The organism is Bacillus sp. TH17 (assembly GCF_016651125.1).
GTDB lineage: Bacteria > Bacillota > Bacilli > Bacillales > Bacillaceae_G > Bacillus_A > Bacillus_A mycoides.
Window position 1 is genome coordinate 4,192,246 of record NZ_JAEKEN010000001.1, and the last position, 21,456, is coordinate 4,213,701.

Annotated in this window: 26 protein-coding genes; 13 read left to right on the forward strand and 13 right to left on the reverse strand. The window is 35.0% G+C overall.

The features are described 5' to 3' along the window. The first annotated feature begins 120 nt into the window (after positions 1–120). The gene (locus JFT95_RS21530) at positions 121–1,101 is read left to right on the forward strand and encodes a collagen-like triple helix repeat-containing protein (protein ID WP_201053225.1); all 981 of its coding nucleotides are present in this window, start codon (positions 121–123) and stop codon (positions 1,099–1,101) included. 259 nt (positions 1,102–1,360) lie between these two features. Here JFT95_RS21530 and JFT95_RS21535 read toward each other — a convergent pair whose 3' ends face one another. Together JFT95_RS21535 and JFT95_RS21540 are read right to left on the reverse strand one after the other, a co-directional pair. Next, positions 1,361–2,578 (reverse strand): ATP-binding protein, encoded by a 1,218-nt coding sequence (locus JFT95_RS21535; protein ID WP_201053226.1) that lies wholly within the window; start codon positions 2,576–2,578, stop codon positions 1,361–1,363. A gap of 25 nt (positions 2,579–2,603) precedes the next feature. Beyond that, the gene (locus tag JFT95_RS21540; RefSeq protein WP_002034440.1) at positions 2,604–3,833 is read right to left on the reverse strand and encodes an ATP-binding protein; all 1,230 of its coding nucleotides are present in this window, start codon (positions 3,831–3,833) and stop codon (positions 2,604–2,606) included. A 172-nt stretch (positions 3,834–4,005) separates the two neighbouring features. Here JFT95_RS21540 and JFT95_RS21545 point away from each other — a divergent pair, with 172 nt between their 5' ends. Continuing rightward, complete coding sequence (locus JFT95_RS21545; protein ID WP_012261864.1) at positions 4,006–6,033, forward strand: catalase; 2,028 nt, start codon at positions 4,006–4,008, stop codon at positions 6,031–6,033. 21 nt (positions 6,034–6,054) lie between these two features. Next, positions 6,055–6,864 (forward strand): alpha/beta fold hydrolase, encoded by an 810-nt coding sequence (locus JFT95_RS21550; protein ID WP_201053227.1) that lies wholly within the window; start codon positions 6,055–6,057, stop codon positions 6,862–6,864. A 471-nt stretch (positions 6,865–7,335) separates the two neighbouring features. On the opposite strand, the gene JFT95_RS21555 is transcribed toward JFT95_RS21550, so the two are convergent. Then, positions 7,336–9,402 carry an LTA synthase family protein gene (locus JFT95_RS21555; RefSeq protein WP_201053228.1) on the reverse strand — a complete coding sequence of 689 codons (2,067 nt, stop codon included), beginning with the start codon at positions 9,400–9,402 and terminating at the stop codon, positions 7,336–7,338. A 291-nt stretch (positions 9,403–9,693) separates the two neighbouring features. Between JFT95_RS21555 and JFT95_RS21560 the strand changes: the two genes are divergently transcribed. After that, the gene (locus tag JFT95_RS21560) at positions 9,694–10,947 is read left to right on the forward strand and encodes a glycosyltransferase family 39 protein (RefSeq protein WP_201053229.1); all 1,254 of its coding nucleotides are present in this window, start codon (positions 9,694–9,696) and stop codon (positions 10,945–10,947) included. Positions 10,948–10,990: 43 nt separating this feature from the next. Here the strand turns inward: JFT95_RS21560 and JFT95_RS21565 are convergent, their stop codons facing one another. The 3 genes from JFT95_RS21565 to JFT95_RS21575 all read right to left on the reverse strand — a co-directional run bounded on the left by JFT95_RS21565 (position 10,991) and on the right by JFT95_RS21575 (position 12,286). Continuing rightward, on the reverse strand, positions 10,991–11,554 hold the full coding sequence (locus tag JFT95_RS21565) for a YwbE family protein (protein ID WP_201053230.1): 564 nt from the start codon (positions 11,552–11,554) through the stop codon (positions 10,991–10,993). Positions 11,555–11,747: 193 nt separating this feature from the next. Then, positions 11,748–11,978, reverse strand: coding sequence for a hypothetical protein (locus JFT95_RS29655; protein WP_002034470.1), 231 nt, complete (start codon positions 11,976–11,978; stop codon positions 11,748–11,750). A gap of 11 nt (positions 11,979–11,989) precedes the next feature. After that, complete coding sequence (locus JFT95_RS21575; protein ID WP_002034469.1) at positions 11,990–12,286, reverse strand: DUF3986 family protein; 297 nt, start codon at positions 12,284–12,286, stop codon at positions 11,990–11,992. A 120-nt stretch (positions 12,287–12,406) separates the two neighbouring features. Between JFT95_RS21575 and JFT95_RS21580 the strand changes: the two genes are divergently transcribed. Genes JFT95_RS21580 through JFT95_RS21590 form a run of 3 tightly spaced genes read left to right on the forward strand, consistent with a single transcriptional unit; the run spans position 12,407 to position 14,989 of the window. Beyond that, a complete protein-coding gene (locus tag JFT95_RS21580; RefSeq protein WP_016102907.1) occupies positions 12,407–13,414 on the forward strand; it encodes an ABC transporter substrate-binding protein in 1,008 nt (335 codons plus the stop codon). Between the two features lie 11 nt (positions 13,415–13,425). Further along, positions 13,426–14,190 carry an ABC transporter ATP-binding protein gene (locus JFT95_RS21585; RefSeq protein WP_002015726.1) on the forward strand — a complete coding sequence of 255 codons (765 nt, stop codon included), beginning with the start codon at positions 13,426–13,428 and terminating at the stop codon, positions 14,188–14,190. Next, positions 14,183–14,989: an ABC transporter permease gene (locus tag JFT95_RS21590; protein ID WP_033709532.1), complete on the forward strand. Its 807-nt coding sequence runs from the start codon at positions 14,183–14,185 to the stop codon at positions 14,987–14,989. The genes JFT95_RS21585 and JFT95_RS21590 overlap by 8 nt, the downstream gene beginning before the upstream one ends. A 34-nt stretch (positions 14,990–15,023) precedes the next feature. Here the strand turns inward: JFT95_RS21590 and JFT95_RS21595 are convergent, their stop codons facing one another. Both JFT95_RS21595 and JFT95_RS21600 read right to left on the reverse strand, forming a co-directional pair. Further along, the gene (locus JFT95_RS21595) at positions 15,024–15,251 is read right to left on the reverse strand and encodes a hypothetical protein (RefSeq protein WP_002129567.1); all 228 of its coding nucleotides are present in this window, start codon (positions 15,249–15,251) and stop codon (positions 15,024–15,026) included. A gap of 226 nt (positions 15,252–15,477) precedes the next feature. After that, positions 15,478–16,596 (reverse strand): hypothetical protein, encoded by a 1,119-nt coding sequence (locus tag JFT95_RS21600; protein WP_016102904.1) that lies wholly within the window; start codon positions 16,594–16,596, stop codon positions 15,478–15,480. Positions 16,597–16,689: 93 nt separating this feature from the next. Between JFT95_RS21600 and JFT95_RS21605 the strand changes: the two genes are divergently transcribed. After that, complete coding sequence (locus JFT95_RS21605) at positions 16,690–17,364, forward strand: HAD family hydrolase (protein WP_201053233.1); 675 nt, start codon at positions 16,690–16,692, stop codon at positions 17,362–17,364. A 108-nt stretch (positions 17,365–17,472) separates the two neighbouring features. On the opposite strand, the gene JFT95_RS21610 is transcribed toward JFT95_RS21605, so the two are convergent. From JFT95_RS21610 to JFT95_RS21620, 3 genes are all read right to left on the reverse strand, one after another. Further along, positions 17,473–18,009 (reverse strand): DUF3267 domain-containing protein, encoded by a 537-nt coding sequence (locus JFT95_RS21610; protein ID WP_201053234.1) that lies wholly within the window; start codon positions 18,007–18,009, stop codon positions 17,473–17,475. A gap of 112 nt (positions 18,010–18,121) precedes the next feature. Further along, positions 18,122–18,601: an antimutator 8-oxo-(dGTP/GTP)ase gene (gene mutTA, locus JFT95_RS21615; protein WP_002015736.1), complete on the reverse strand. Its 480-nt coding sequence runs from the start codon at positions 18,599–18,601 to the stop codon at positions 18,122–18,124. 84 nt (positions 18,602–18,685) lie between these two features. Next, a complete protein-coding gene (locus JFT95_RS21620; protein WP_002089150.1) occupies positions 18,686–19,003 on the reverse strand; it encodes a hypothetical protein in 318 nt (105 codons plus the stop codon). 83 nt (positions 19,004–19,086) lie between these two features. On the opposite strand from JFT95_RS21620, the gene ytzI reads away from it, so the two are divergent. The 4 genes from ytzI to JFT95_RS21640 are packed head-to-tail and all read left to right on the forward strand — an operon-like array spanning position 19,087 to position 19,968. After that, positions 19,087–19,236: a YtzI protein gene (gene ytzI, locus JFT95_RS21625; protein ID WP_201053235.1), complete on the forward strand. Its 150-nt coding sequence runs from the start codon at positions 19,087–19,089 to the stop codon at positions 19,234–19,236. Between the two features lies 1 nt (position 19,237). Further along, complete coding sequence (locus JFT95_RS21630) at positions 19,238–19,468, forward strand: YczI family protein (protein ID WP_012261874.1); 231 nt, start codon at positions 19,238–19,240, stop codon at positions 19,466–19,468. A gap of 14 nt (positions 19,469–19,482) precedes the next feature. Next, complete coding sequence (locus JFT95_RS21635) at positions 19,483–19,713, forward strand: DUF3953 domain-containing protein (RefSeq protein WP_012261875.1); 231 nt, start codon at positions 19,483–19,485, stop codon at positions 19,711–19,713. Between the two features lie 24 nt (positions 19,714–19,737). Next, positions 19,738–19,968: a YczI family protein gene (locus JFT95_RS21640; protein ID WP_040963128.1), complete on the forward strand. Its 231-nt coding sequence runs from the start codon at positions 19,738–19,740 to the stop codon at positions 19,966–19,968. A 65-nt stretch (positions 19,969–20,033) separates the two neighbouring features. On the opposite strand, the gene luxS is transcribed toward JFT95_RS21640, so the two are convergent. After that, positions 20,034–20,507 (reverse strand): S-ribosylhomocysteine lyase LuxS, encoded by a 474-nt coding sequence (luxS, locus tag JFT95_RS21645; RefSeq protein WP_001141371.1) that lies wholly within the window; start codon positions 20,505–20,507, stop codon positions 20,034–20,036. Positions 20,508–20,635: 128 nt separating this feature from the next. Here luxS and yidD point away from each other — a divergent pair, with 128 nt between their 5' ends. After that, a complete protein-coding gene (gene yidD / locus JFT95_RS21650; RefSeq protein ID WP_012261877.1) occupies positions 20,636–20,872 on the forward strand; it encodes a membrane protein insertion efficiency factor YidD in 237 nt (78 codons plus the stop codon). Here the strand turns inward: yidD and JFT95_RS21655 are convergent. Then, positions 20,869–21,432, reverse strand: coding sequence for a beta-class carbonic anhydrase (locus tag JFT95_RS21655; protein ID WP_002015742.1), 564 nt, complete (start codon positions 21,430–21,432; stop codon positions 20,869–20,871). The two genes, yidD and JFT95_RS21655, sit on opposite strands and share 4 nt — an antisense overlap. Positions 21,433–21,456: the final 24 nt, after the last annotated feature.

The following is a 21,456-nucleotide window of genomic DNA, read 5'->3' on the forward strand; positions in this document are numbered from 1 at the left end:
CTATTTTTAAAATCTATATACACAATACGATCCACCACACAAAATATAGAATCTACAATATATATATAGTAGTTCTACTTTTAAAACTAGATTTTCAAAAATATAGAAAGGAGATAATATATGTACCAACGCAATTGCTTTAGTTGTGACGGTAGACGCAACAGCGGTTCTATCGGCAGTACTGGACCTACTGGCGCTACTGGACCCACTGGTGCTACTGGACCTACTGGCAATGCCGGGCCTACCGGGGCCGGTTTGCAAAGTACTACCGCTTTTAGTCTAGCAGCCGCTCCTAACTATAAAACGGGACAAGTTGTCACTTACACGAGTAGCGGTTATGTTGTAAAAAAAGATGCACCTCAAGGATTTCCGAATGTGTCTCAAGATTATATCGTATTGGTAGAAGGTGGTCCTACCGGATCTACTGGTTCTACTGGTTCTACCGGAACTACTGGTTCTACCGGTTCTACCGGAACTACTGGTTCTACTGGTTCTACTGGTTCTACTGGTTCTACCGGAGCTACCGGAACTACTGGAACTACTGGAGTCAATGGTTCTACCGGAGCTACCGGAACTATTGGTGCCACTGGTTCTACCGGGACTACTGGACCTGCTGGTAGTTCAACAGCGAAAAGTATTGTTTTTCAAGGGACGAATGCTGGGTTTCAACGTATAGCAGGTTCTCCAGGAATTGATTCTAACGTTATTCCATATGTAACTGCTGGAGCTGGAAATATAGTTGGTTTTGCTACATCTATAAATATTAATAACTTACCCGCTGCTGTTTATACGATTGATATTTGCAGGAATGTCCCAACAAACCTCTCTGCCCCGACCTCTAGTTACATCCTATCTACTATTACTTTAACTACTACAGATAAAATTACGGGAACTATGACATTTTCAATTAAACCTACGGATATTGGCTCTAGACAACCTCAAGTGTATAACCCTACTCCAGCACCTGGACCTGCCACTGTAACTTGGACTAGTATTACAACCGGAAACCTGTTTTCGAGGGGGGATGCGATATCTCTTTATATTACCCCCGGGATTACGGCAAGTTCTGTATATTCTATTTTTCTAATCACTGATATATAATCCACACTTACAAATCATTCATTTACAAAAAGGACCTCGATGCCGAGGCCAAAAAAATTGCAAATAAATTAAAACAAATAACAGACAAATTTATTATATACTCTCGCTTTAAAACACCCATATTTTGGATTGTGAATTTGTACAGTTTGTCAATGCTGTAAACATCCCGTTTATTAAAATTCCGTACTTCCTTCCACACTGAAAAGGGGAAATCACTCTAAAGAAAGTGATTTCCCCTTTTTAAAATATCCCACTATAATTAAATCGGCAACATAATCTCAACAGTCGTTCCAACTCCAACTTCACTTTCAAAGTTCAATTTACCGTGGTGATCTTTAATAATTTTTTCCGTAACTACTAATCCTAAGCCTGTTCCAGTTTCTTTCGTTGTGTAAAAAGCTTCATTTAGCTTCGGAATTTTATCTTTCGGAATGCCGCATCCCTCATCTATAATTTGAACAATGATCACATCTTCCACTATAACTTTTACAGTAATAGTTCCACCAACTGACATTGCTTCAATCGCATTTTTTATTAAATTAAAAAATACTTGTTTCAATCGTTTTTCCTCACATGTAATTGATGGTATATCTTTACTATAAATAGCATGCATTTTTATTCCTTGTTCTAAAGCTGGCTTTTCCATAACCCTGATAACATAAGAGATGATTTCTTTAATATTATACGTTTCGGATTCTACCGATTTAGATTTCTCAAACCCATTTAGTTCTGTAGCAATTGTATGAATCCGCTCTACTTCCTGTCTCATAATTTCACTATAAATTTTATCTTCTGGATATTTTTTCGCTTGCTTATTCACAAATTTTTTCAATTTTTCTAACGGTCTTCTAATCTTATCGCCAATTACTGTCGCCATGTTCCCAACCATTGCTAATTTCTCTACATTTCTTATTTCTTTATCCATCATTTCAAGTGTACGAACGTAAGATTGGAATCTTAAAAATATAATCCAACATATAATAACAAACACGCTATATAATGCTATTGGGATAAGAACAATAAAGGATTGAACAACGAATCCCATAAGTGCATATTTTCCAACAATAGTTCCGGCAACTAACCAAAAGTACCTCTTATTCACAAATATCGGTGCAAATAAAATAAAGAATCCTTCTACTATATTCCCGCCATCAAATTCCGCATCACTTCCGTAATAAATAATGAAGTTATTAATAAAATCCAATATATTATAGCCAATTAAAATAATATACTTCACAATATACGGCTTTTTCCATTTCATAAAATAAAGTCCTATAAAGAATAATCCAACCATCAAACTATATAGCCATAAACCTAATCCTTCTCCAAAAGCATCTGCTAGTTTTTGATTTTTATCTGATAAAAGGACAATAACTTTTTCAGCAAAATCATACGCAAAAAATATAACGAAGAATAAGCTTAAAAATATTATTAATGCCTTTATCTCTTCTTTTTCAAATATATTTCCTTTTTCCATATGATAACTCCTTTAACAACACCTCTTAATCTTGTGTCACATTGCGCTCACATTTTTTCGGGAGCAGTATTTCTACTCTCGTTCCTTTCTTTACTTCACTAGAAATGTGTAATTCTCCAAGATGCTCTGTCACAATTCGCTCTGCTACCGTAAGACCTAATCCAATTCTATCTTGCTTCGTTGTATAAAAAGCATCCTTAACTCGTCCTAAATTATCCTTTTTTATCCCAAAACCACTATCTACTATACTTACTATTACATAATCTCTTTTTTTATTTTCAACTTGTATTTTTAATGTTCCGCCATGTTCCATTGCCTCTAAAGCATTTTTAATAACATACAAAAATACTCCTTTTAATTTGCGTTTATCACATTCAATTTCACTTCTATTTTGTTCTTCATTAAAGGTGCAATTTATATTTAACTCGTTCATTTTTCCGCGCATGTTTTCTACCGTTTGTACTAAAACATCACTTACAATGTGTTTTTCATAAACAGAAGGTTTACATGTAGCAACCTCCATTAATTCACTAATCATATTATTCATATTTTCGATTTCGAGAATCATTTGTTCATATGTTGCATCTTTTTCGTGTTTCTCTTTTTGTAATTGCGTAAACCCTTTTAATGAAGCAAGTGGGTTTTTAATTTCATGTCCGACTGTCGCTGCCATTTTTCCGATAACCGCCAATTTTTGTGACTGACTTGCCTCTGCAATACGTCCCTTTACTGCTGAAAGATATTGTAAAAATCGATTTAAAATAATAAATGACACGAAAAGTAACACCATATTTATAACAAGAGACATAAACAGGTTAAGTTCTCCAAATACAAATAGGTATATCATATATTTCCCTATAAGGAATGGCGCTAAGACAAATAAATATCTTTTACTCAAAAAGATCGGTACGAAGAAAATAAGAATATATTCAATTACATTCCCCTCATCAAATGCTATTCTATTATGAAAAGCATACCATCCAATATTAAAAGTCTCTGCGATCATGTATGCAAATAAATATGTATATTTAACTAAATATGCTTTTTCTCTCTCAAATAAGTAAACACTAATACCTAATATAGCCATAATATATGCAAGCTTCCATATCCCTTTATGCCAATTTGCTAAAGGCATTGTATCTTCTAATATAATCGCGTATGCAACCTCGTATACAATTAAAATAACATGTATTACCCATAAGAAAATCTTAGCGTTTTTCTTTTCTTCTTTAGCTGATAGAAAACTCTCTTCCACTTCAACACCCCTTCAAAAGAATACCATTTATTATAATAAATGATTTTCATAGACAAACAAAGATAAATTGAACAAATGAGGAAAATCAATCCATAGATAATATACTTCCCCACACCATATGTAAGCATAAAAACCATGAACAATAATACGTATAATATGGGAGGTGCTTTATATGGACGGTCGTGAAAATAAGAAGATAGAACAGTTACAATCCTTTACGAAAAACAATGAAGGAAAAGAGATGACAACGAATACGGGTGTCAAAATTTCAAATGATGAAAACTCTTTAACCGCCGGCGATCGTGGTCCTACACTTTTAGAAGATTTCCTGATGCGAGAAAAACTCGCTCATTTTGACCGTGAACGAATTCCTGAAAGAGTCGTTCATGCCCGCGGTTACGGAGCACATGGTGTTTTTGAGCTATATGATTCTTTAGAAGACTTAACAATGGCTCATTTTTTACAAGACCCATCTAAAAAGACACCTATTTTTATTCGTTTTTCTGAAGTTGCTGGATCAAAAGGTGCAAATGAAACGAACCGAGATGTACGAGGATTCGCTGTTAAGTTTTATACAGAGGAAGGAAATTTCGATTTAGTGGGTAATAACATTCCGATTTTCTTCATTCAAGATGGTATTAAATTTCCGGATCTTATTCATGCTCTTAAACCAGAGCCACATAATGAGATTCCCCAAGGACAAACAGCACACGATACTTTCTGGGACTTTATCGCCAATAATCAAGAATCAGCTGCGATGATGATGTGGATTATGTCGGATCGCGCAATTCCGAGAAGTTTTCGAATGATGCAAGGGTTCGGCGTTCATACATTTCGTTTAGTTAATAAACATGGGAAGTCACGATTCGTAAAATTCCACTGGAAGCCAAAGCTTGGCGTTCACTCGTTAATTTGGGATGAAGCTCAAAAACTAGGCGGCGCTGATCCAGATTATCATCGCCGTGATTTATGGGAAAATATTAATGCCGGAAACTACCCTGAGTACGAACTTGGCGTTCAAATTTTAGAAGAAGAGGATGAATTTAAATACGATTTCGATATATTAGATGCAACAAAAATTTGGCCGGAAGAAGACTTCCCTGTTAAGATCATCGGAAAAATGACGTTAAACCGAAACGTTGATAACGTATTTGCGGAAACAGAACAAGTCGCACTGCACCCTGGAAGCATCGTCCGCGGTATCGATTTTACAAATGATCCTCTCTTACAAGGTAGACTATTTTCTTATACAGATACACAATTAGCACGCGTCGGTACAAACTATCAAGAGTTACCGATTAATCGTCCGGTATGTCCTTTTCATAACAATCAAAGAGATGGTGCGTCTAAATATATAATTGATAAAGGAAAAGTCGCTTACCATAATAACTCTTTAGCTAATAACTCTCCCTTTACTGTACCTGGTACGAAAGGCGGTTTCGTTACATATCCTTCTACTGTTTCTGGACATAAAACAAGAGAAACAGCCGCTAGTTTTAAAGACCATTTCTCACAAGCCCGTTTATTTTGGAATAGTATGAGCCACGTCGAAAGAATCCATATTATGCAGGCCTTTTCCTTTGAATTAGGAAAAGTAAAAAGTAAATCAGTTCGCCAACAAGTCGTAGGTATGATTGGTCATATAAGTACAGAATTAGCTACTTTAGTAGCTGAAGCAGTCGGAGCAACAGTGCCAAATGTTCAAGAATCAAATGTTACAAAATCCTCACCAGCACTAAGTATGGAACATACAACATTCAGCCCAAATACATTACGAGTAGGCGTCATTGTCGCAAACGGATATGACGGTCAAAACGCACAATATATTATAAATCAATTCAAACAAGCCGGTCTTCAGCCCGTTATTATTTCCGAACGATTAGGTTTTGTGCAAGGCTCTCAAAATGGACAGTGGGAAGTGAATGATACTTTCTTAACAGGATCACCACTTCTTTATGATGGGCTACTTCTTATTGGCGGAAATATTAATGATCATTTTCTTAACAAGGCAAGTTCATTCGTCGTAGAATCGTATAATCACTTTAAGCCAATTGGCGCTTTCCAAAATGGAACTACTATTGTTCAATCTTTAAACATCGAAGGAAAACCTGGCGTTATAACAGAACAAAATCCTACCTTACTTGCGAATGAATTTATTCAGGCAATGACAAAACAGCGATTTTGGGAGAGAGCCTACTAAAATGCATGAGGAGGATACATCATGTTCGTTACAGTTGAAAAAGATGTACACATTTTTGTTGAGGATATTAACCCAGGCCCTGGAAGTAAACCTGTCTTCTTCGTTCATGGCTGGCCTTTAAATCATCAAATGTACCAATATCAATTTAATATCTTACCACAACATGGTTTCCGCTGCATCGCCATGGATATACGAGGAAACGGACAGTCTGATAAACCATGGACTGGTTACACTTATGATCGTTTAGCTGATGATATCGCAATTGTATTAGAAGCACTTCAAATAGAAAATGCTACGTTAGTCGGCTTCTCAGTCGGTGGCGCTCTCTCTATTCGGTATATGTCACGATATAATGGGCGTCGTATTTCCAAACTTGCATTAGTGGATGCTGTCTCTCCTTCTTTCGTGAAAAACCAAGAATCCCCTTACGGCGTACCGAAAGAACAAGCAGATGCTCTGATTGCTCAAATGTATGTAAATTTACCTAAGTTTCTAAGTGATGTATCTTTATCATTTTTTAATAGAAACTTAGGAGCTGCCACGTTAGAATGGTTTTCTTATCTCGGTATGCAGTCCGCTTCTTATGCTCTCATCAAAATTTTGCAAGCTGCTGCAAACGAAGACGTAACGAAAGACTTAAGTAAAATTAACGTCCCAACAAAAATATTCCACGGTGTTCACGACCAACTCATCCCTTATAAAAGTGCTGAGCTAACAAAAGAGCGAATTAAAAACTCTGAACTATATCCTCTTACAAATAGTGGCCACGGCTCTCCAATCGATCAAGCGGATGAATTAAATAAGGAACTGATAAAATTTTTAAATTCATAGTTTCTTTACAGTAAAAAAGAATTTGCCCTTACGGCAAATTCTTTTTTTGTTAACTACCTTTTTCTATCGAGTTAGAAGACACCGGAATGGTACGTAGCTCACAGTAAGAATAACTGCGATACTAATGATAAATCCTGTTATTTTCTCGCCCCAAAAACTCTTCAATATCCCACCTCTTTTTTTAAAATTAGCATACAACTTTAATGTAACTGTTTTTTCTGAATTTTAATGTATATCTAAATAAAAAACCCTCTTAGCAATCTTAAAGAGTTTTTTTACGTATTAAACAAATTGTCCAATTATATACTAGATGAAAAATTCACACACTTCTCACAAATCAATCATTAAAACGACTCTATTTTAATTTATACTAAATGTACAAGTAATACTCCCTAAACCTAGCTTGTCTGGTTATCCCGTTAAATACTATGAAAAAAGAACTTGTATCGTATACAAGTTCTTTTTTGTCGCCTATTTAAATAATATATCCTTACTATATTGCTTTCCGACGAGTAAGTCATATTGAATAAGCTCATATTGCTTTAACATTTCTTTTTGTTTCGCTGTTAAACTTTTTATTACTTCTCCATCTTTTCCTATCTTCAATTCGTCACGAAGTACGGGAATTTCTTCATATAACTTCGATAAAAATTGATAGAACGCTACCTTATTTAATCCAGCATAATCAAAGACAAGATTTGAAAAATAAATTGGACTTACTAAACCTAAATTGTCACTTGGTATATCAAAATTTGCATACATTAATAACGGCGTTTGCGCCATCGCTAATCGTTCACTTGGCGTTTTTTCATTCGTTATATACCCATTCTCTTTATAAAGAGATTTATTTGTTCCTAGCGACGGAAGATGGTCCCCAAAGAATACTAATAATGTGGGTCTATCTAAATTATCTAGCTCCTCTATTAAATATTGAAGAGCTTCATCTGAACGTCTTAAACCTTCTGTATAAGTCTCTAATTCAGCCTTCGATTCTTCATTTTCTAATCCACTAATCTCGATTTGATTTTCGCCAAATCTTCCTTCTGTAAATGGAAAATGATTTTGCATCGTAACTGCATGAATAAAAGTAGGTTGTTTTTGCTTCTCTAATTCAGCTATTATCTCTTTACTCATAGATAAATCACTAATATAGTCTCCATCAACTTCTACATTTTTCATCGTATCTTGTGCATTAAACTTATCAAATCCTAACACTTTATATACATCATCACGTTTAAAGAATGAGCGACCGAACGAATGAATAGCGCTTGTGTAATACCCCTCTTTTTTCAGCGCTCGAGGAATAGATGGAACTTCTACCTTACTTGTAACGGCTTGCTGATATGGTATAGATCCTGGTTTTAACAAACTCATTGAATAACTCGTTAACACCTCAAATTCAACGTTCGCAGTATTTCCTCCAAATGTAGGAGAAATAGTCTGTCCACCAGGAAAATTTTCTATATAATGATGCAAATTCGGTAAAGGATCTTCACTAAAGGAAAGATTCGTTAATTTCGTTGGATCCCAAAACGACTCGCTCATTACAAAAATAATATTTGGTTTCTCTTTTTGCTTCTGCGCCCCTATATTGCTGCTATATTGTTTTTTTATATCGTTTGCTATTTGAAGCATATTTTCTTTTGAATAATCTTTCGGCTTTTCAATGACTGTCGTATCTAAATTACTTATAAAGCCTAGCACAAAACCATTTGAAGCATAATTTTCATTTTGATCCCACAAAACGAACTCTATGCCCGACTTTTGAAACCATTTATTCATAAACGTATTCGTAAAATTACCATACGCATATAAAACAAAAACGGATCCTATTATAAATAGAACTCGTACGCCTGCATGAACTTTTACATTTTGAATATATTTCCTTATATACATACCCGCCAAAATACAGACAACAACACTTACAATAACGAGAAGAATATAACCCCAACTAAAATAATCCATCACCATTGGTATAACAGATTGCATATGTCCAATCTGTGTAAAATCAGAAGGATATAGTGGGTCTCCCCTAAAAACAATTTTGAAGTGATTTACAATAACCAAAATGATTAGCAAAATGCTTGTCAAAATAGTACTCAAAAAAACTTTCCCAAGCACGTTATACACCAAAACATATATCGCATAAATTACAATTAAACTAAATATAAACTGTGCGTTATAATTGTAAACCCAATTCAGTGTATTTACGAGATTCATATTATTTTGCGTGAAAATAAAAAGCAAAGTAACCACATGCGCTACTAAAAACATTCTAATATAAATCCTAATAATCCGTTTGAATTTATTAACAATATCTTTATTCAAATACGCAACATACAATAGTACAATCCACATCAAAATTGTCATTATACTTAAAACAATTTTTTGATTTAACATATCTTTCATCGTATCTAAACTAAAATATTTTAAAATCAAGAAAATTGTGGGTACTACATATAGGGTTACTAGACCACTTAACATCGCTGAAATTAATATACTTCTTCTTGGCTGATGAAATGAAAAATTCCCCCTCAATTCATTCCCTCTTTTCTGTTTATTAATTTCACCCCGCACCGTAAAAACAGTTTCTATTAAGATAACATACTTCACGCATTTCGTCTTCACACTGGATTCTACTATAACTGTAGTTTCTTAATTCTCCCTTAATCAACAGTTAATTTTTGGAATACCAACTATTTATTCTTAAAAAACTAAATTCCTTCATTCCACTTTATGATATAATAACTATGTTTTGGAAAACCTTAATACTAATAGGGTTTTATCATGAAAATACGAAAGAAACAATAAAAAAGGAGATGCTCATTTTTGCTAAATAAGTTTAAAAATCTACCTAAAGCGGTATATGTAATTTTGGCGCTTTCTTTCCTACTGCACGTTTTTTGTCTAGTAAAACAGCCAGGATTAGATGGAGAGTTAGTCAAAGTAACATATGGTGCAAATGATGCCTTTAACTATTCGTTAACAGCTGAACAATTATTAAAACATGGTGTATTTGGCTATGTTTATTTAGAACCTAGTGAAGTGCCTGGAAAAAATGCATACATCACACCAGGTCAGCCGCTATTATTAGCTGGTGCTATGATTATTTCTGATGTTACATCACTTCCTTACTATTACGTAGCAACTGTTATTAATATGATACTAAACCTTTGCACAGTGTTATTAGTATTCTTAATAGGGAAAGAGTTATTTGAAAAGAATATTTATGGAATTGTTGCGAGTATTTTATATGCTATTTATCCAAGTAACTATACATACTTCCGTACATTACTAACAGAAGTTCCTTCAATATTCTTATTATCGTTAAGCGTGTATGTATTTGTTCTCGCATGGAAATACAATAAAACAAAATTCCATATATGGTTTGGAATTGTCGTTTCCATTTTACTTATGTTCCGCCCAAATCCAGCTCCAATGATGCTCATTCCTGTTCTTGTCGTCTTATTCACATATGGATTTAAAGACTCAATTCGAATTGGATTATTATGGTTCATTGGCCCGTTCTTTATTATCGGTGCCTGGGTTGTTCGTAACTATTTAGCGTTCAATCAATTTATCTTATTCTCAACCCAAGGTGCAGACCCATTAATTGCCGGTGCAGATCCATTTAACAAAATTGGCTATGAAAATGTAGTTAACCAAATGAAAGCCCAGGGCTTAGATGATAAAAATGCATACGCAAAAGATTTAATCAAAAATGGATTTAAAACGGACTTCACATATTGGTTCTCTTGGTTCACTGTCGGTAAAACAATTGAGTTATTCAAAACAGCTCCTGCTGTAGACCAATACCGTATTCATAACTTTATACAAATGTGTCATAGAGTCTTTATCATCGGTACATTCTTGAGCAGTTTCTGCTTCATGCTAAATTCATTTAAGCATAAGCGCGTTATGATGCTAGTAGCAAGTTCTGTTATTTACATCATCTTCTCAAACTTATTCTTAGCGATTAATCGCTACGGATTTTTCATTAACCCTCTTATGTGCTTAATTCTTGCATACGGGTTAGTTTACGCTGTGCAGAAGCTTCCATTTTTCCGCACTAGCCAAGCATAATAAAAAAAGAGGTCGTCCAAAAATGGACGACCTCTTTTTTTATTTATCCAACACTTTGAACACGGCCAATTTGTCCATCTTGTAATCGAACCTTAATTCCGTACGTATGTGTTTCCGTGTTTGTTAAAATATCTTTCACAACACCGCTCACTGTTTTACTATAATCTTTATCTAATTGAATAACTACATGTGAACCAACCGAAATTTGTGATCTTGTCGGTTTACCACCTGTTGCTTCTGTTGTTTTTTCTTGTTTTTGTGTTCTCTCTTGTTGTGCAGACTGTTGTTGCTGAATCTTCTGTTGCTCTTCTTGCTTACGTTTTTCTTGCTCTACTCTTTGCTGCTCTTCTTGCTTACGTTTTTCTTCTTCTACTCTTTGCTGCTCTTCTTGCTTACGTTTTTCTTCTTCTACTCTTTGCTGCTCTTCTTGCTTACGTTTTTCTTCTTCTACTCTTTGCTGCTCTTCTACCTTCTTATCTTCTTCAACTTTCTTCTCATCTATTTTCTGTTCTTCCGATGCTTTCAGCTTTTCCTCTTCATCTTTACAAGCTGTTAAAACCACTACACATAAGCCCGTAAGTAAAAATAATAATAATTTCTTTAACATTAAAAAATCCTCCTATATATACATTACAAATAATGACCTTTAATAGAATAACAAATATGTATAAACCCCTTTGTCGTAATTTGTCGTATACATTGGATTTTCCATGTAACACTACATGCTACAAATAGAAAAGAACCTGTCATATGACAGGTTCTTTTCGTTATTTATTAGGATACGATGATTAGCATGTTTACTATACAAGAGGAAGCATCCATATTTTCCATATGATACTTACGATTACTATAAGTACAAAATCAAACAAATCTAATCTCGGACCCTTTTTCATAGTCATGTCTAGCCACATATGAATCCATTTCATTTCCTTATATTTATGAATATTTTTCTTTGCGAATCGGTAAGTGAGCACTTGCATGATGTAAATTCCAATTACACAAATAAGCAATAAGATGAGAAATTCAAACACAAAATTCCTCCCTATTTTTGAAGCGTTCTTTCTACTATATGGTTCTTCAAAACCCATTCCTCAAACTGAGCACTTCCAAACTCCCAGCTCAAATCACGAGCATGTACAGAAAAAACGTAATAACCAGCATATTCGTCCATAAACCGACCTGTCTCTATCTCCTCTTTCTGAAGACCGTATACTCCAAAATTAAAATACACATCCCACACGTCTTCATGCTTCCTCTTATAAGCAATCGATTCCATATCACATTCAGTTCCGAAATAATCAAGATGTAAATGTACGCTATCATCGTATTCGTAATCCATTTTATCACCCCTTATATTTGTACTTCTTTATTACCCGAAAAATTCCTGCTATCTATACTCACATATGGGCACTTACCTACATATTATGCTTGTAGATTGACTTCTAGGAGGTGTCATATAGTGAAAAAATTAATAACCGTTTTTTGCATCATGTTACTAGCTGTTTTCACATTCGCTGCTTGTAGTAGTACAAAGGAAAGTACGAAAGAACAAGCTCAAAAAATTCGCGTTGGCGAAGTTACACACTCTCTTTTCTACGCACCATTATATGTTGGAATTGAAAAAGGATTTTTTAAAGATGAAGGTTTAAATATTGACTTACAAACAACAGCTGGCGGAGATAAAACGATGACCGCCCTTTTATCTGGCGGAATTGATATTGCTCTCGTTGGTTCAGAAACGTCTATTTATGTTCATCAACAAGGAGCAAAAGATCCTGTCATTAATTTTGCGCAGCTTACACAAACAGATGGCACATTTTTAGTTTCCCGTAAAAAATTAGACTCTTTTAATTGGAACGACGTAAAAGGCGTTACGTTTTTAGGACAGCGTAAAGGCGGCATGCCGCAAATGGTTGGTGAATACGTTTTAAAGAAAAATGGCATTGACCCTCGCAAAGATACGAACTTAATTCAAAATATCGAGTTTGCTAATATTGCAAATGCCTTTGCATCTGGTACGGGAGAATTTGTACAGCTCTTTGAACCGACTGCAAGTATACTTGAAAAAGAAGGAAAAGGTTATATCGTCGCGTCTTTCGGAGCTGAATCTGGTACTGTCCCTTATACAACGTTTATGGCAAAAGAAAGTTTCTTAAAGAAAGATAAAGCTGCTGCAGAAAAATTCACGCGCGCACTATATAAAGCGCAGCAATGGGTTGATACACATAGTCCAGAAGAGATTGCCGATGCCGTTTCACCACTATTTAAAGACACTTCAAAAGACATTTCAGTAAAAGTAATTGAGCGCTACAAAAAACAACATTCATATGCGACAAATCCATTATTAGATGATGCAGAATGGAAACAACTCCAAACGATTATGAAAGAATCTGGTGAATTACAAAAAGAAGTTCCACATGAAGCGCTCGTCAATACAAAAATTGCCGAAAGCGTTATTAAGAAATAGAGGCGAAGTGTATGAGCTTTTTACAAATACGTAACGTTTCTCACTGCTTTTTTGCAAAAGAAAATGCCAAACTTATTCTTGAAGATATGAGTTTGCAAGTAGACGAAGGCGAATTTATTTCAATCCTTGGTCCAAGTGGTTGCGGAAAAACAACGCTCCTCTCCATCATCGCAGGTCTACTCGATCCAATTGAAGGTATCGTATTTTTAGATGGTGAACCGATTACAAGTAAGACCCCCTCTATGGGCTATATGCTCCAGCAAGATTACTTGTTTCCGTGGAAAACAATTGAAGAAAATATTATGCTCGGACTTCATATTCGGAAGGTTTATGATGAAAATACGAAAGAACATACATTAAAGCTTTTAAAACAAGTCGGCCTATATGATATAGAACAGCAATACCCTCGTGAACTATCCGGTGGTATGCGCCAACGTGCTGCACTCGTTCGAACATTAGCGACCGACCCGAAAATTTTATTGTTAGATGAACCATTTTCCGCTCTTGATTATCAAACAAAATTAAAACTAGAAGATCTCGTCTTCACATTACTACGTAACTATAAGAAAACATCCCTACTTGTGACACATGATATTGAAGAAGCAATTGCGATGAGCGATCGTATTTATTTACTGCAGGCGAACCCTGGAAAAATCGCAAAAACATTCATCGTTCCAGAAAGTATCCGTTCCTTATCGCCGTTAGAAGCACGCCACCACCATGACTTTCCATCCCTCTTCCAAGAAATATGGAAGGAGCTGGAACGACTTGGATAATATAAAACAACTACATGAACAGTTTCGAAAAAAAGAAAGACAACATGCATGGTTAGCTCGCTCTTTACAACTTGTACTTCTTGTTCTTTTCTTTGCAATATGGGAAATAGCTAGTAAAAAAGAATGGATTGATCCTTTACTCTTTAGCTCTCCTTCAAGTATTTGGGATCTCTTTTTAACGAAATGGATTGACGGTTCACTTTGGGTCCACATATGGACGACATTACTTGAAACAGGAGTAGGCTTCATTCTCGGAACTGTACTTGGAGCTATTATTGCTACTCTCCTTTGGTGGATGCCACTTTTGGCCCGCGTACTTGATCCTTATCTCGTCGTCCTAAATGCAATGCCAAAAGTTGCACTCGGTCCAATCATCATTGTTATTTTCGGTCCAAATATTTCATCCTCTATCGCAATGGGGGTAATCATCTCTATCATCATTACCATTCTCGTTATTTACAGCGCATTTCAAGAAGTCGATTCCAACTATATTAAGGTCATGGACACATTTGGCGCAAATAAATGGCAATGCTATAAGCACGTTATTCTCCCTTCATCTTTCCCTGCAATTATTTCAACTTTAAAAGTGAATGTCGGCTTATCATGGGTCGGTGTTATTTTCGGGGAACTCCTCGTTTCTAAACAAGGACTTGGCTATTTAATTAGCTACGGATTCCAAGTCTTTAACTTCACACTCGTCTTGCTCAGTGTAATGCTCACTTGCGTCCTCGCAACTCTTATGTATGTATTTGTCGAGGCATTTGAAAAACTCCTTATTGGAAAACGAAAAAAAAGCTGACTTAGAGCGATATGCTAGAGTCAGCTTCTTTCTTCTACCTTTTATCACACATTTTCGAATCATCTGCAATATTCCCATTAGCAACCGTAACTGTATGGAAACAATCTTTCACACGCACCGTAACGACATTATCTTTTCGATCAATAATATGATAATCATTAAACTCTTTATTTAATGCACTACGAATTTGCTCCCCTTCAAAAATCGGAAAACCGTGAGACATTACCCAAATGAGACCAGCAACAGCAAGAATCGTTTTCATACGTTTCATTACCTCCTCGAGAGTAAACTTATAGCCCCTATACTATGCGCATTATAATTGTGTCTAATTTGTGACGTTTTTATACTAATTCTATTTTAATGATTCAGTTCCTTCTTCTTTTTTAAAAAAAGACAGAATTTTCAATTTTATCAACATAAAGAAACGCAAAGAACTATAATTCTTCACGTTTTCCCTTGGCTAAAATATATCGAACACATAATTCGCATTAGTGTCCACTTGGTTGTTCTATCGTTTTCGAAACATCATATAATCCCGCTAACACTTCCGCTCTCATTTTTACAAGCTCGGGGAATTGATAGAAGAAGATAATTTTTTTATATTTTAATTCTGTTCCTTCTTTCACCTTTTTTGAATCTTGTAAAATAAACGCTGTAAATGTATCCGCAATATCCTCTGCCACATTTGTCGTCCCATACAGTGAAACAAACTCACCATGCTTTTCCTTAAAAAATTCAATTTGAGCTTCTTCGCTTTCTTCCACTTTCTTTTCTGTCCACTCCTGGTCAATTGGTTTCCAGAAAGAATTATAAAATTGATTTATATAAGAGCTCTCCTTCGCACATCCTTCTTGTAAGAAAAGAGATTTACATTTATTTTGGTATGATGAAATATCTTTATCTTCTTCAAAAGCCTTTAAGTACTTTTCATTTACTGGTATTTGTTTATGTCCCAGCGTTAATACGTGAGCCGTCTCATGTATTAATGTTTTCATCACTTGATCGATATTTACTGCAGAATCAAGCGTATCTAAACTAATGGTCCACTCTTTCGGATACTCCATACTCGGCATAACATGAGCCACAATTCCATCGTATCCATCTGTTACCATATCAAACTCTTTTATGTCAGTGCGATACTTAGCAGGAATAAGCGTGCTATACATCTCCCATAACGATTCATGATAATCCCTATCTTGACGTTGCTTTAATACTTCTTCTTTCGCGTCCTTATCCTCCGCAAAAGCCTTATTCAATCGTTTGCGATCTAGTTTATCGAAATAAGGATCTACAATTTCATCACCATCGATATAATAAGAAGCTAAAAAGAAATAATTTTCATCATCCTTTTTTTTCATTTCTGCTTCTTTCATATCGTTACTTGAATGTCCTTCTAAATCATAATCCTCTAGTACTTCAAGTTCTGAAAGTCCATCTATCTTTTTATATACTTTTTGAAGTGTTTTATCACCTATTTGTGTGCATTCTTCTGTCGTTTCGCACACATCTTTTTTCTCTCTTTTCGAAGTTTGCTCCGACATATCACATCCAGCTACTAAGCCCGTTGAAATCATAAAACACATTAACTTGCCATACAGTTTCTTCATACGCACCTCCATTATTCCATTCTACAAAAATATCATAATCATTTTTTAACGAATATGCGATAATTAATTATAAAAGCTGTATGGAGGTTTCCCATGATTCGAGCAATCTTATTTGACTTAGATGGAACACTATTAGATCGTCGCCAATCTCTAGAGCAATTTATTCGCGATCAATATAATCGCTTCGCCTTTCATTTGATAAACATAGAAAAATTCGAGTATTGCTCTCGTTTTCTCGAACTCGACAATAATGGTTACACGTGGAAAGATAAGGTATATTCCACTCTCCTTTGCGAATACAACATTACCACTTTAACGCAAGAGCAACTGCTGCACGACTACATTACAAACTTCCAACATCATTGTATTCCTTTCCAAAACATGCATGAATTACTTCAGCAACTAACTCAGCGAAACATTAAAATTGGTATTATTACAAACGGCTTTACTAAATTTCAGATGAGCAACCTTCGAGCACTAAACATACATACGTATACAAACACAATTTTCATTTCAGAAGCAGAAGGAATTAAAAAACCACATCCTGAGATTTTCGAACGAGCTTTGCAAAAGCTAAACGTAAAAGCAGAAGAATGCCTTTACGTTGGAGACCATCCAGAAAATGACGTAATAGGAGCTGAACAAATAGGCATTCTTGGCGTTTGGAAGAGAGATTCATTTTGGGGTGACTTTGAACATTCACGTGTCGTGGATGATTTGTTGGAGGTTCTTTCATTTTTAGGGGCGGAGAGAAAAACAAGACGATAGTAAATGAAATTTCACTTTATCAGCGATTCGACAAGGAACATCGGCTTACCGACAAAAGCTGACAAACAAAAAAGAGGCCATTTTTCAAAAACGCCTCCTCTTCCTTTATTATTCATATACTGTAAACTGCGGTTTACTCGGATGATCTTTAACTAGCGCATCATCTGGAAACTTTGAAACTTTTTTATATAAAGCAATGTCACCGATACAACCTGCTGTTAATAGAATCCCTAAAAATGAGAGTGGCTCCAGATTCATAGCTAATCCCAATACAATTGGTAAAATTCCAGTTGGTAAAAACGGAAGCATTAACACTGTCTTCATTTGCTTTACTGTAATCACCTGTTTAGAATGAGCATATGCAGCACCTAATTTCCAATTGACGCCCCATTTTAGTTCACTCCACGGAACATCTCCGATATAACGAAATCCAATTAAATGTATTGCCTCATGAATACAAACGAGAATAATCATTCCAATAATCAAAAGAAACATAATCGGCAATGTAATTTCAATTTGAAACTCGCCTGAAAAAAGCGCATGTAAATAACCAATTCCAATCGCCAGAGCGAATATTATAAAAAATGAATAAACATTTAATTTAACCATTGAAACAGAGACAGTTGTTTCTTTTCTGTTATCCACCTTTTCACCTCCTAAAATGTAAATATACCTTTACAAAATTGTATAATATACCCAAAATATTGTAAAGATATGTTTACATTTATTCTTGAACACAAAAAAGAAACCGGCCACTTTACTTCGTAAAACAGCCGATTTCTTCTATATGTTTCATCGTACGCGCTAATACATCATCGCGCATAATAAAGCTAAATTTTCTATCAGTTTTAATATTATCAGGAATGTCTTTTAATAAAACAGACCCTTTCGTTTCTTCGTAATGCGTATGTTGCTCTACCGCACTAATTGTTGCAAAATAAATGTTTTTAATGATTATTTTGTCTTTTCCGGATACTTTGTATTGCCCTAAGTAAGTTAAATCAGAAACTATGCCGCCGGTTTCCTCATGAACTTCTCGAACTGCCGCTTCTTCCGGTGTTTCCCCGAGTTCTACTTTACCACCTGGAAATTCAAGACCACGGCGTAAATGATGCGTTAATAACCATTGATCCCCGTACCGGCATACAACCCAAACATGCTTTGGCTCAGGAGAAAATGGGTAACGTTCAAACGATAATTGTACAGTGTTGTGGTAATAATCTTTAAATTTGTACATGCCATTACTCCCCTATTGATGATTACAAGTTTTTCCTACCACAAATTGTAGCATATTCTCGCTTTTCTGCATAATATTATCCAATTACAATCCATTGATTATTCCCATTTGTGCGACTAATTCTTTCGTTTCATGATTCCCTAGATCATAAATCATTTTATATGCTTTTTGTAGTTGTTCATCATATCGATCATTATTCGAATCGTGATGATACTCAACGAATGGAACGTGGGAGCGTACATACGAACCTAAGTCCTCTTCATACGCTTGATCAAAATACTCTCTTAACTCCGTAATCTCTTCGTCATTTGCATAAATTTCAAAATTATACGTATCCGCCGTCTTCACTTGCGAAATTTGACCATTTCCAACTGATATATAATATGTTTTTTTATTCTCCATGTAACACCCTTCTTTCATCCTTTTAATTTCTATTGTTTTCATCAATTACAAAATTATGTAAAATAAAGAAAAGGAGGGATTTCATGCTCAAAATATTAATTATCGGCATTATAATCGTACTGATCATATTAGTACTCTCCGTTATGACGATTAATAAAGGCTACACATATAAACATTCTGTTGATAAGCCCGAAGATAACCCTTACTCGAAAAATAATAAGGAGGAATCATAGTATGCTTCGTATACTTCGCATCGCACTCGCACTCACTGTGATAATTATGTCGGCAATTGGGCTCTATACAGGTCAAAATAACTTTCTACCACTTTCACAATTTCTATTAGGAGCTTTAATGTTTCTCATCGCAATTGAGCAAATAAAAAAGAAGGATTCAGGAACCGGATTTATTTGCATTGTTGCTGGAGCATTCTCTTGGATTGTTCTCATCATTACATACATAAAATAGAAGGAGGATTCTTTATGCTAAAAGGAGTTCGAATTACTTTTTCACTTATCGCTTTATCTATAGCAATCTATGGTTTTATTACTGGAAATAGAGGAATTATGCCTTATATGTTTATCTTTTTAGGCGGTATGGCTTTCATTGTAAGTATAGAGGAAATGATGGAACATAAAAAAGTAAGTAGTACACTCGTTTTTTTAGTCGGTGCAGCAGTTTTATATCTAGGTATCTCAGAAATACTTCGTTAATTTGTCTATTTAAAGGAGGATTATATGTTAAAAAACATTCGAATTATAATAGCTACTATTGCCCTCATTCTCGCTCTACTTAACCTCTTTGCAAACCTCCCTATGCTTTTACCATTCGTATTTATCCTTTTAAGTATTATGTTTATCCTTTTTGGAATCGATGAAATAAAAGAGCAGCAAAAAGCAAAAGCATTTGTTTATTTTCTTGGTTCTGCCTTTATTTTATATGTTGGGGTGTCTAGTATGCTTTCATAAAAAGAAGAGCAAGTTTTCTCTTAACAAAATAAAAAAAACTGCCCTTTCACAGGCAGTTTTTCTTTCTATCCAAATACTTTCTCAAGTTCATCTTTATCTTGGCTTAACCAGAAGTTCATTAAGCGTTGTGCTCCTTCTAAGTCGTGAAGCTTCGCTTGACCACATTGTGTTTCATTTGCAGCTGGAATTTCTGTAATTTGAACCGCATCTTTTAATGTTAGTTCTAATAAATCAATAATTTCTCGAACCGTTGGTGTTCCGCTTACTACAAGATAATATCCTGTTTGGCAGCCCATTGGTGAAATATCGATAATATCAAAATGCGGATAACGATCAATATATTTACGTAAATTAAATGCTAATAAATGTTCTAACGTATGAATAACATCTGGTTTCATTGCTTGTTTATTCGGTTGGCAAAAACGAATATCAAATTTATTTACAATACCGTCACTACCTACATTGTGGACTCCGCAATGTCTTACATAAGGCGCCTTTACAATCGTATGGTCTAATTCAAAGCTTTCTACTGATGGCATACAACATCTCTCCCGCTTTTAATTTAATTCCGTTATATCCAATATGATATAACGGAAATCAACATTAGTAAAGAATTATGTACTGTCGTGCTATAATACTTTAAGACTATGCTGAAAAGGAGACCATTATGAAACAGATTTTTATCGGTATTATACGCTTTTATCAAAAGTTCATTTCTCCGATGACACCACCAACGTGCCGCTTTTACCCAACTTGCTCTCATTATGGATTAGAAGCGTTTCAAAAACACGGTACCTTCAAAGGATTTTGGCTTACATGTAAGCGTATATTAAAATGTCACCCTTTCCATCCAGGAGGATTTGATCCTGTCCCAGATAAAAAGGATGACAAAGTAAATTCTTAATTGTCGTAACCATTCACAACTAAATCTAATTTTCCTGTGTCAGGATCTATAACAAGACCGTGAACAGGTACTTCTTCCGGAAGTAACGGATGGTTGCGAAGTATTGACACACTATGTTCTACACTTTCTTCTACACTAGAGAACCCTTGTAGGAATCTTTCTAAATCGATTCCAGAATAACGAAGTGTATCTAATTTCTCTTCTGTTACGCCGCGCTCTTTCATTTTCTCAATTGTACTGCTTGCTTGAATTTTTGCCATACCACAATCATGATGACCGACAACACATACTTCATCAGCTCCAAGCTCATATACAGCGACTAAAATACTACGCATAATACTTCCGAATGGATGTGAAATAACAGCGCCTGCTACTTTAATAATTTTTACATCACCGTTACGCATATTCATAGCTTTCGGTAATAATTCAACAAGACGAGTATCCATACAAGAGATAATTACCATCTTTTTGTTTGGAAATTTCCCTGTTTCATACTCTTCGTATTTTTTCTCTTCAACAAATTTTTCATTGTATTGTAAAATCTCTTCTAATGACTTCATAGTAAAGAACCCTCTTTTCTCTCA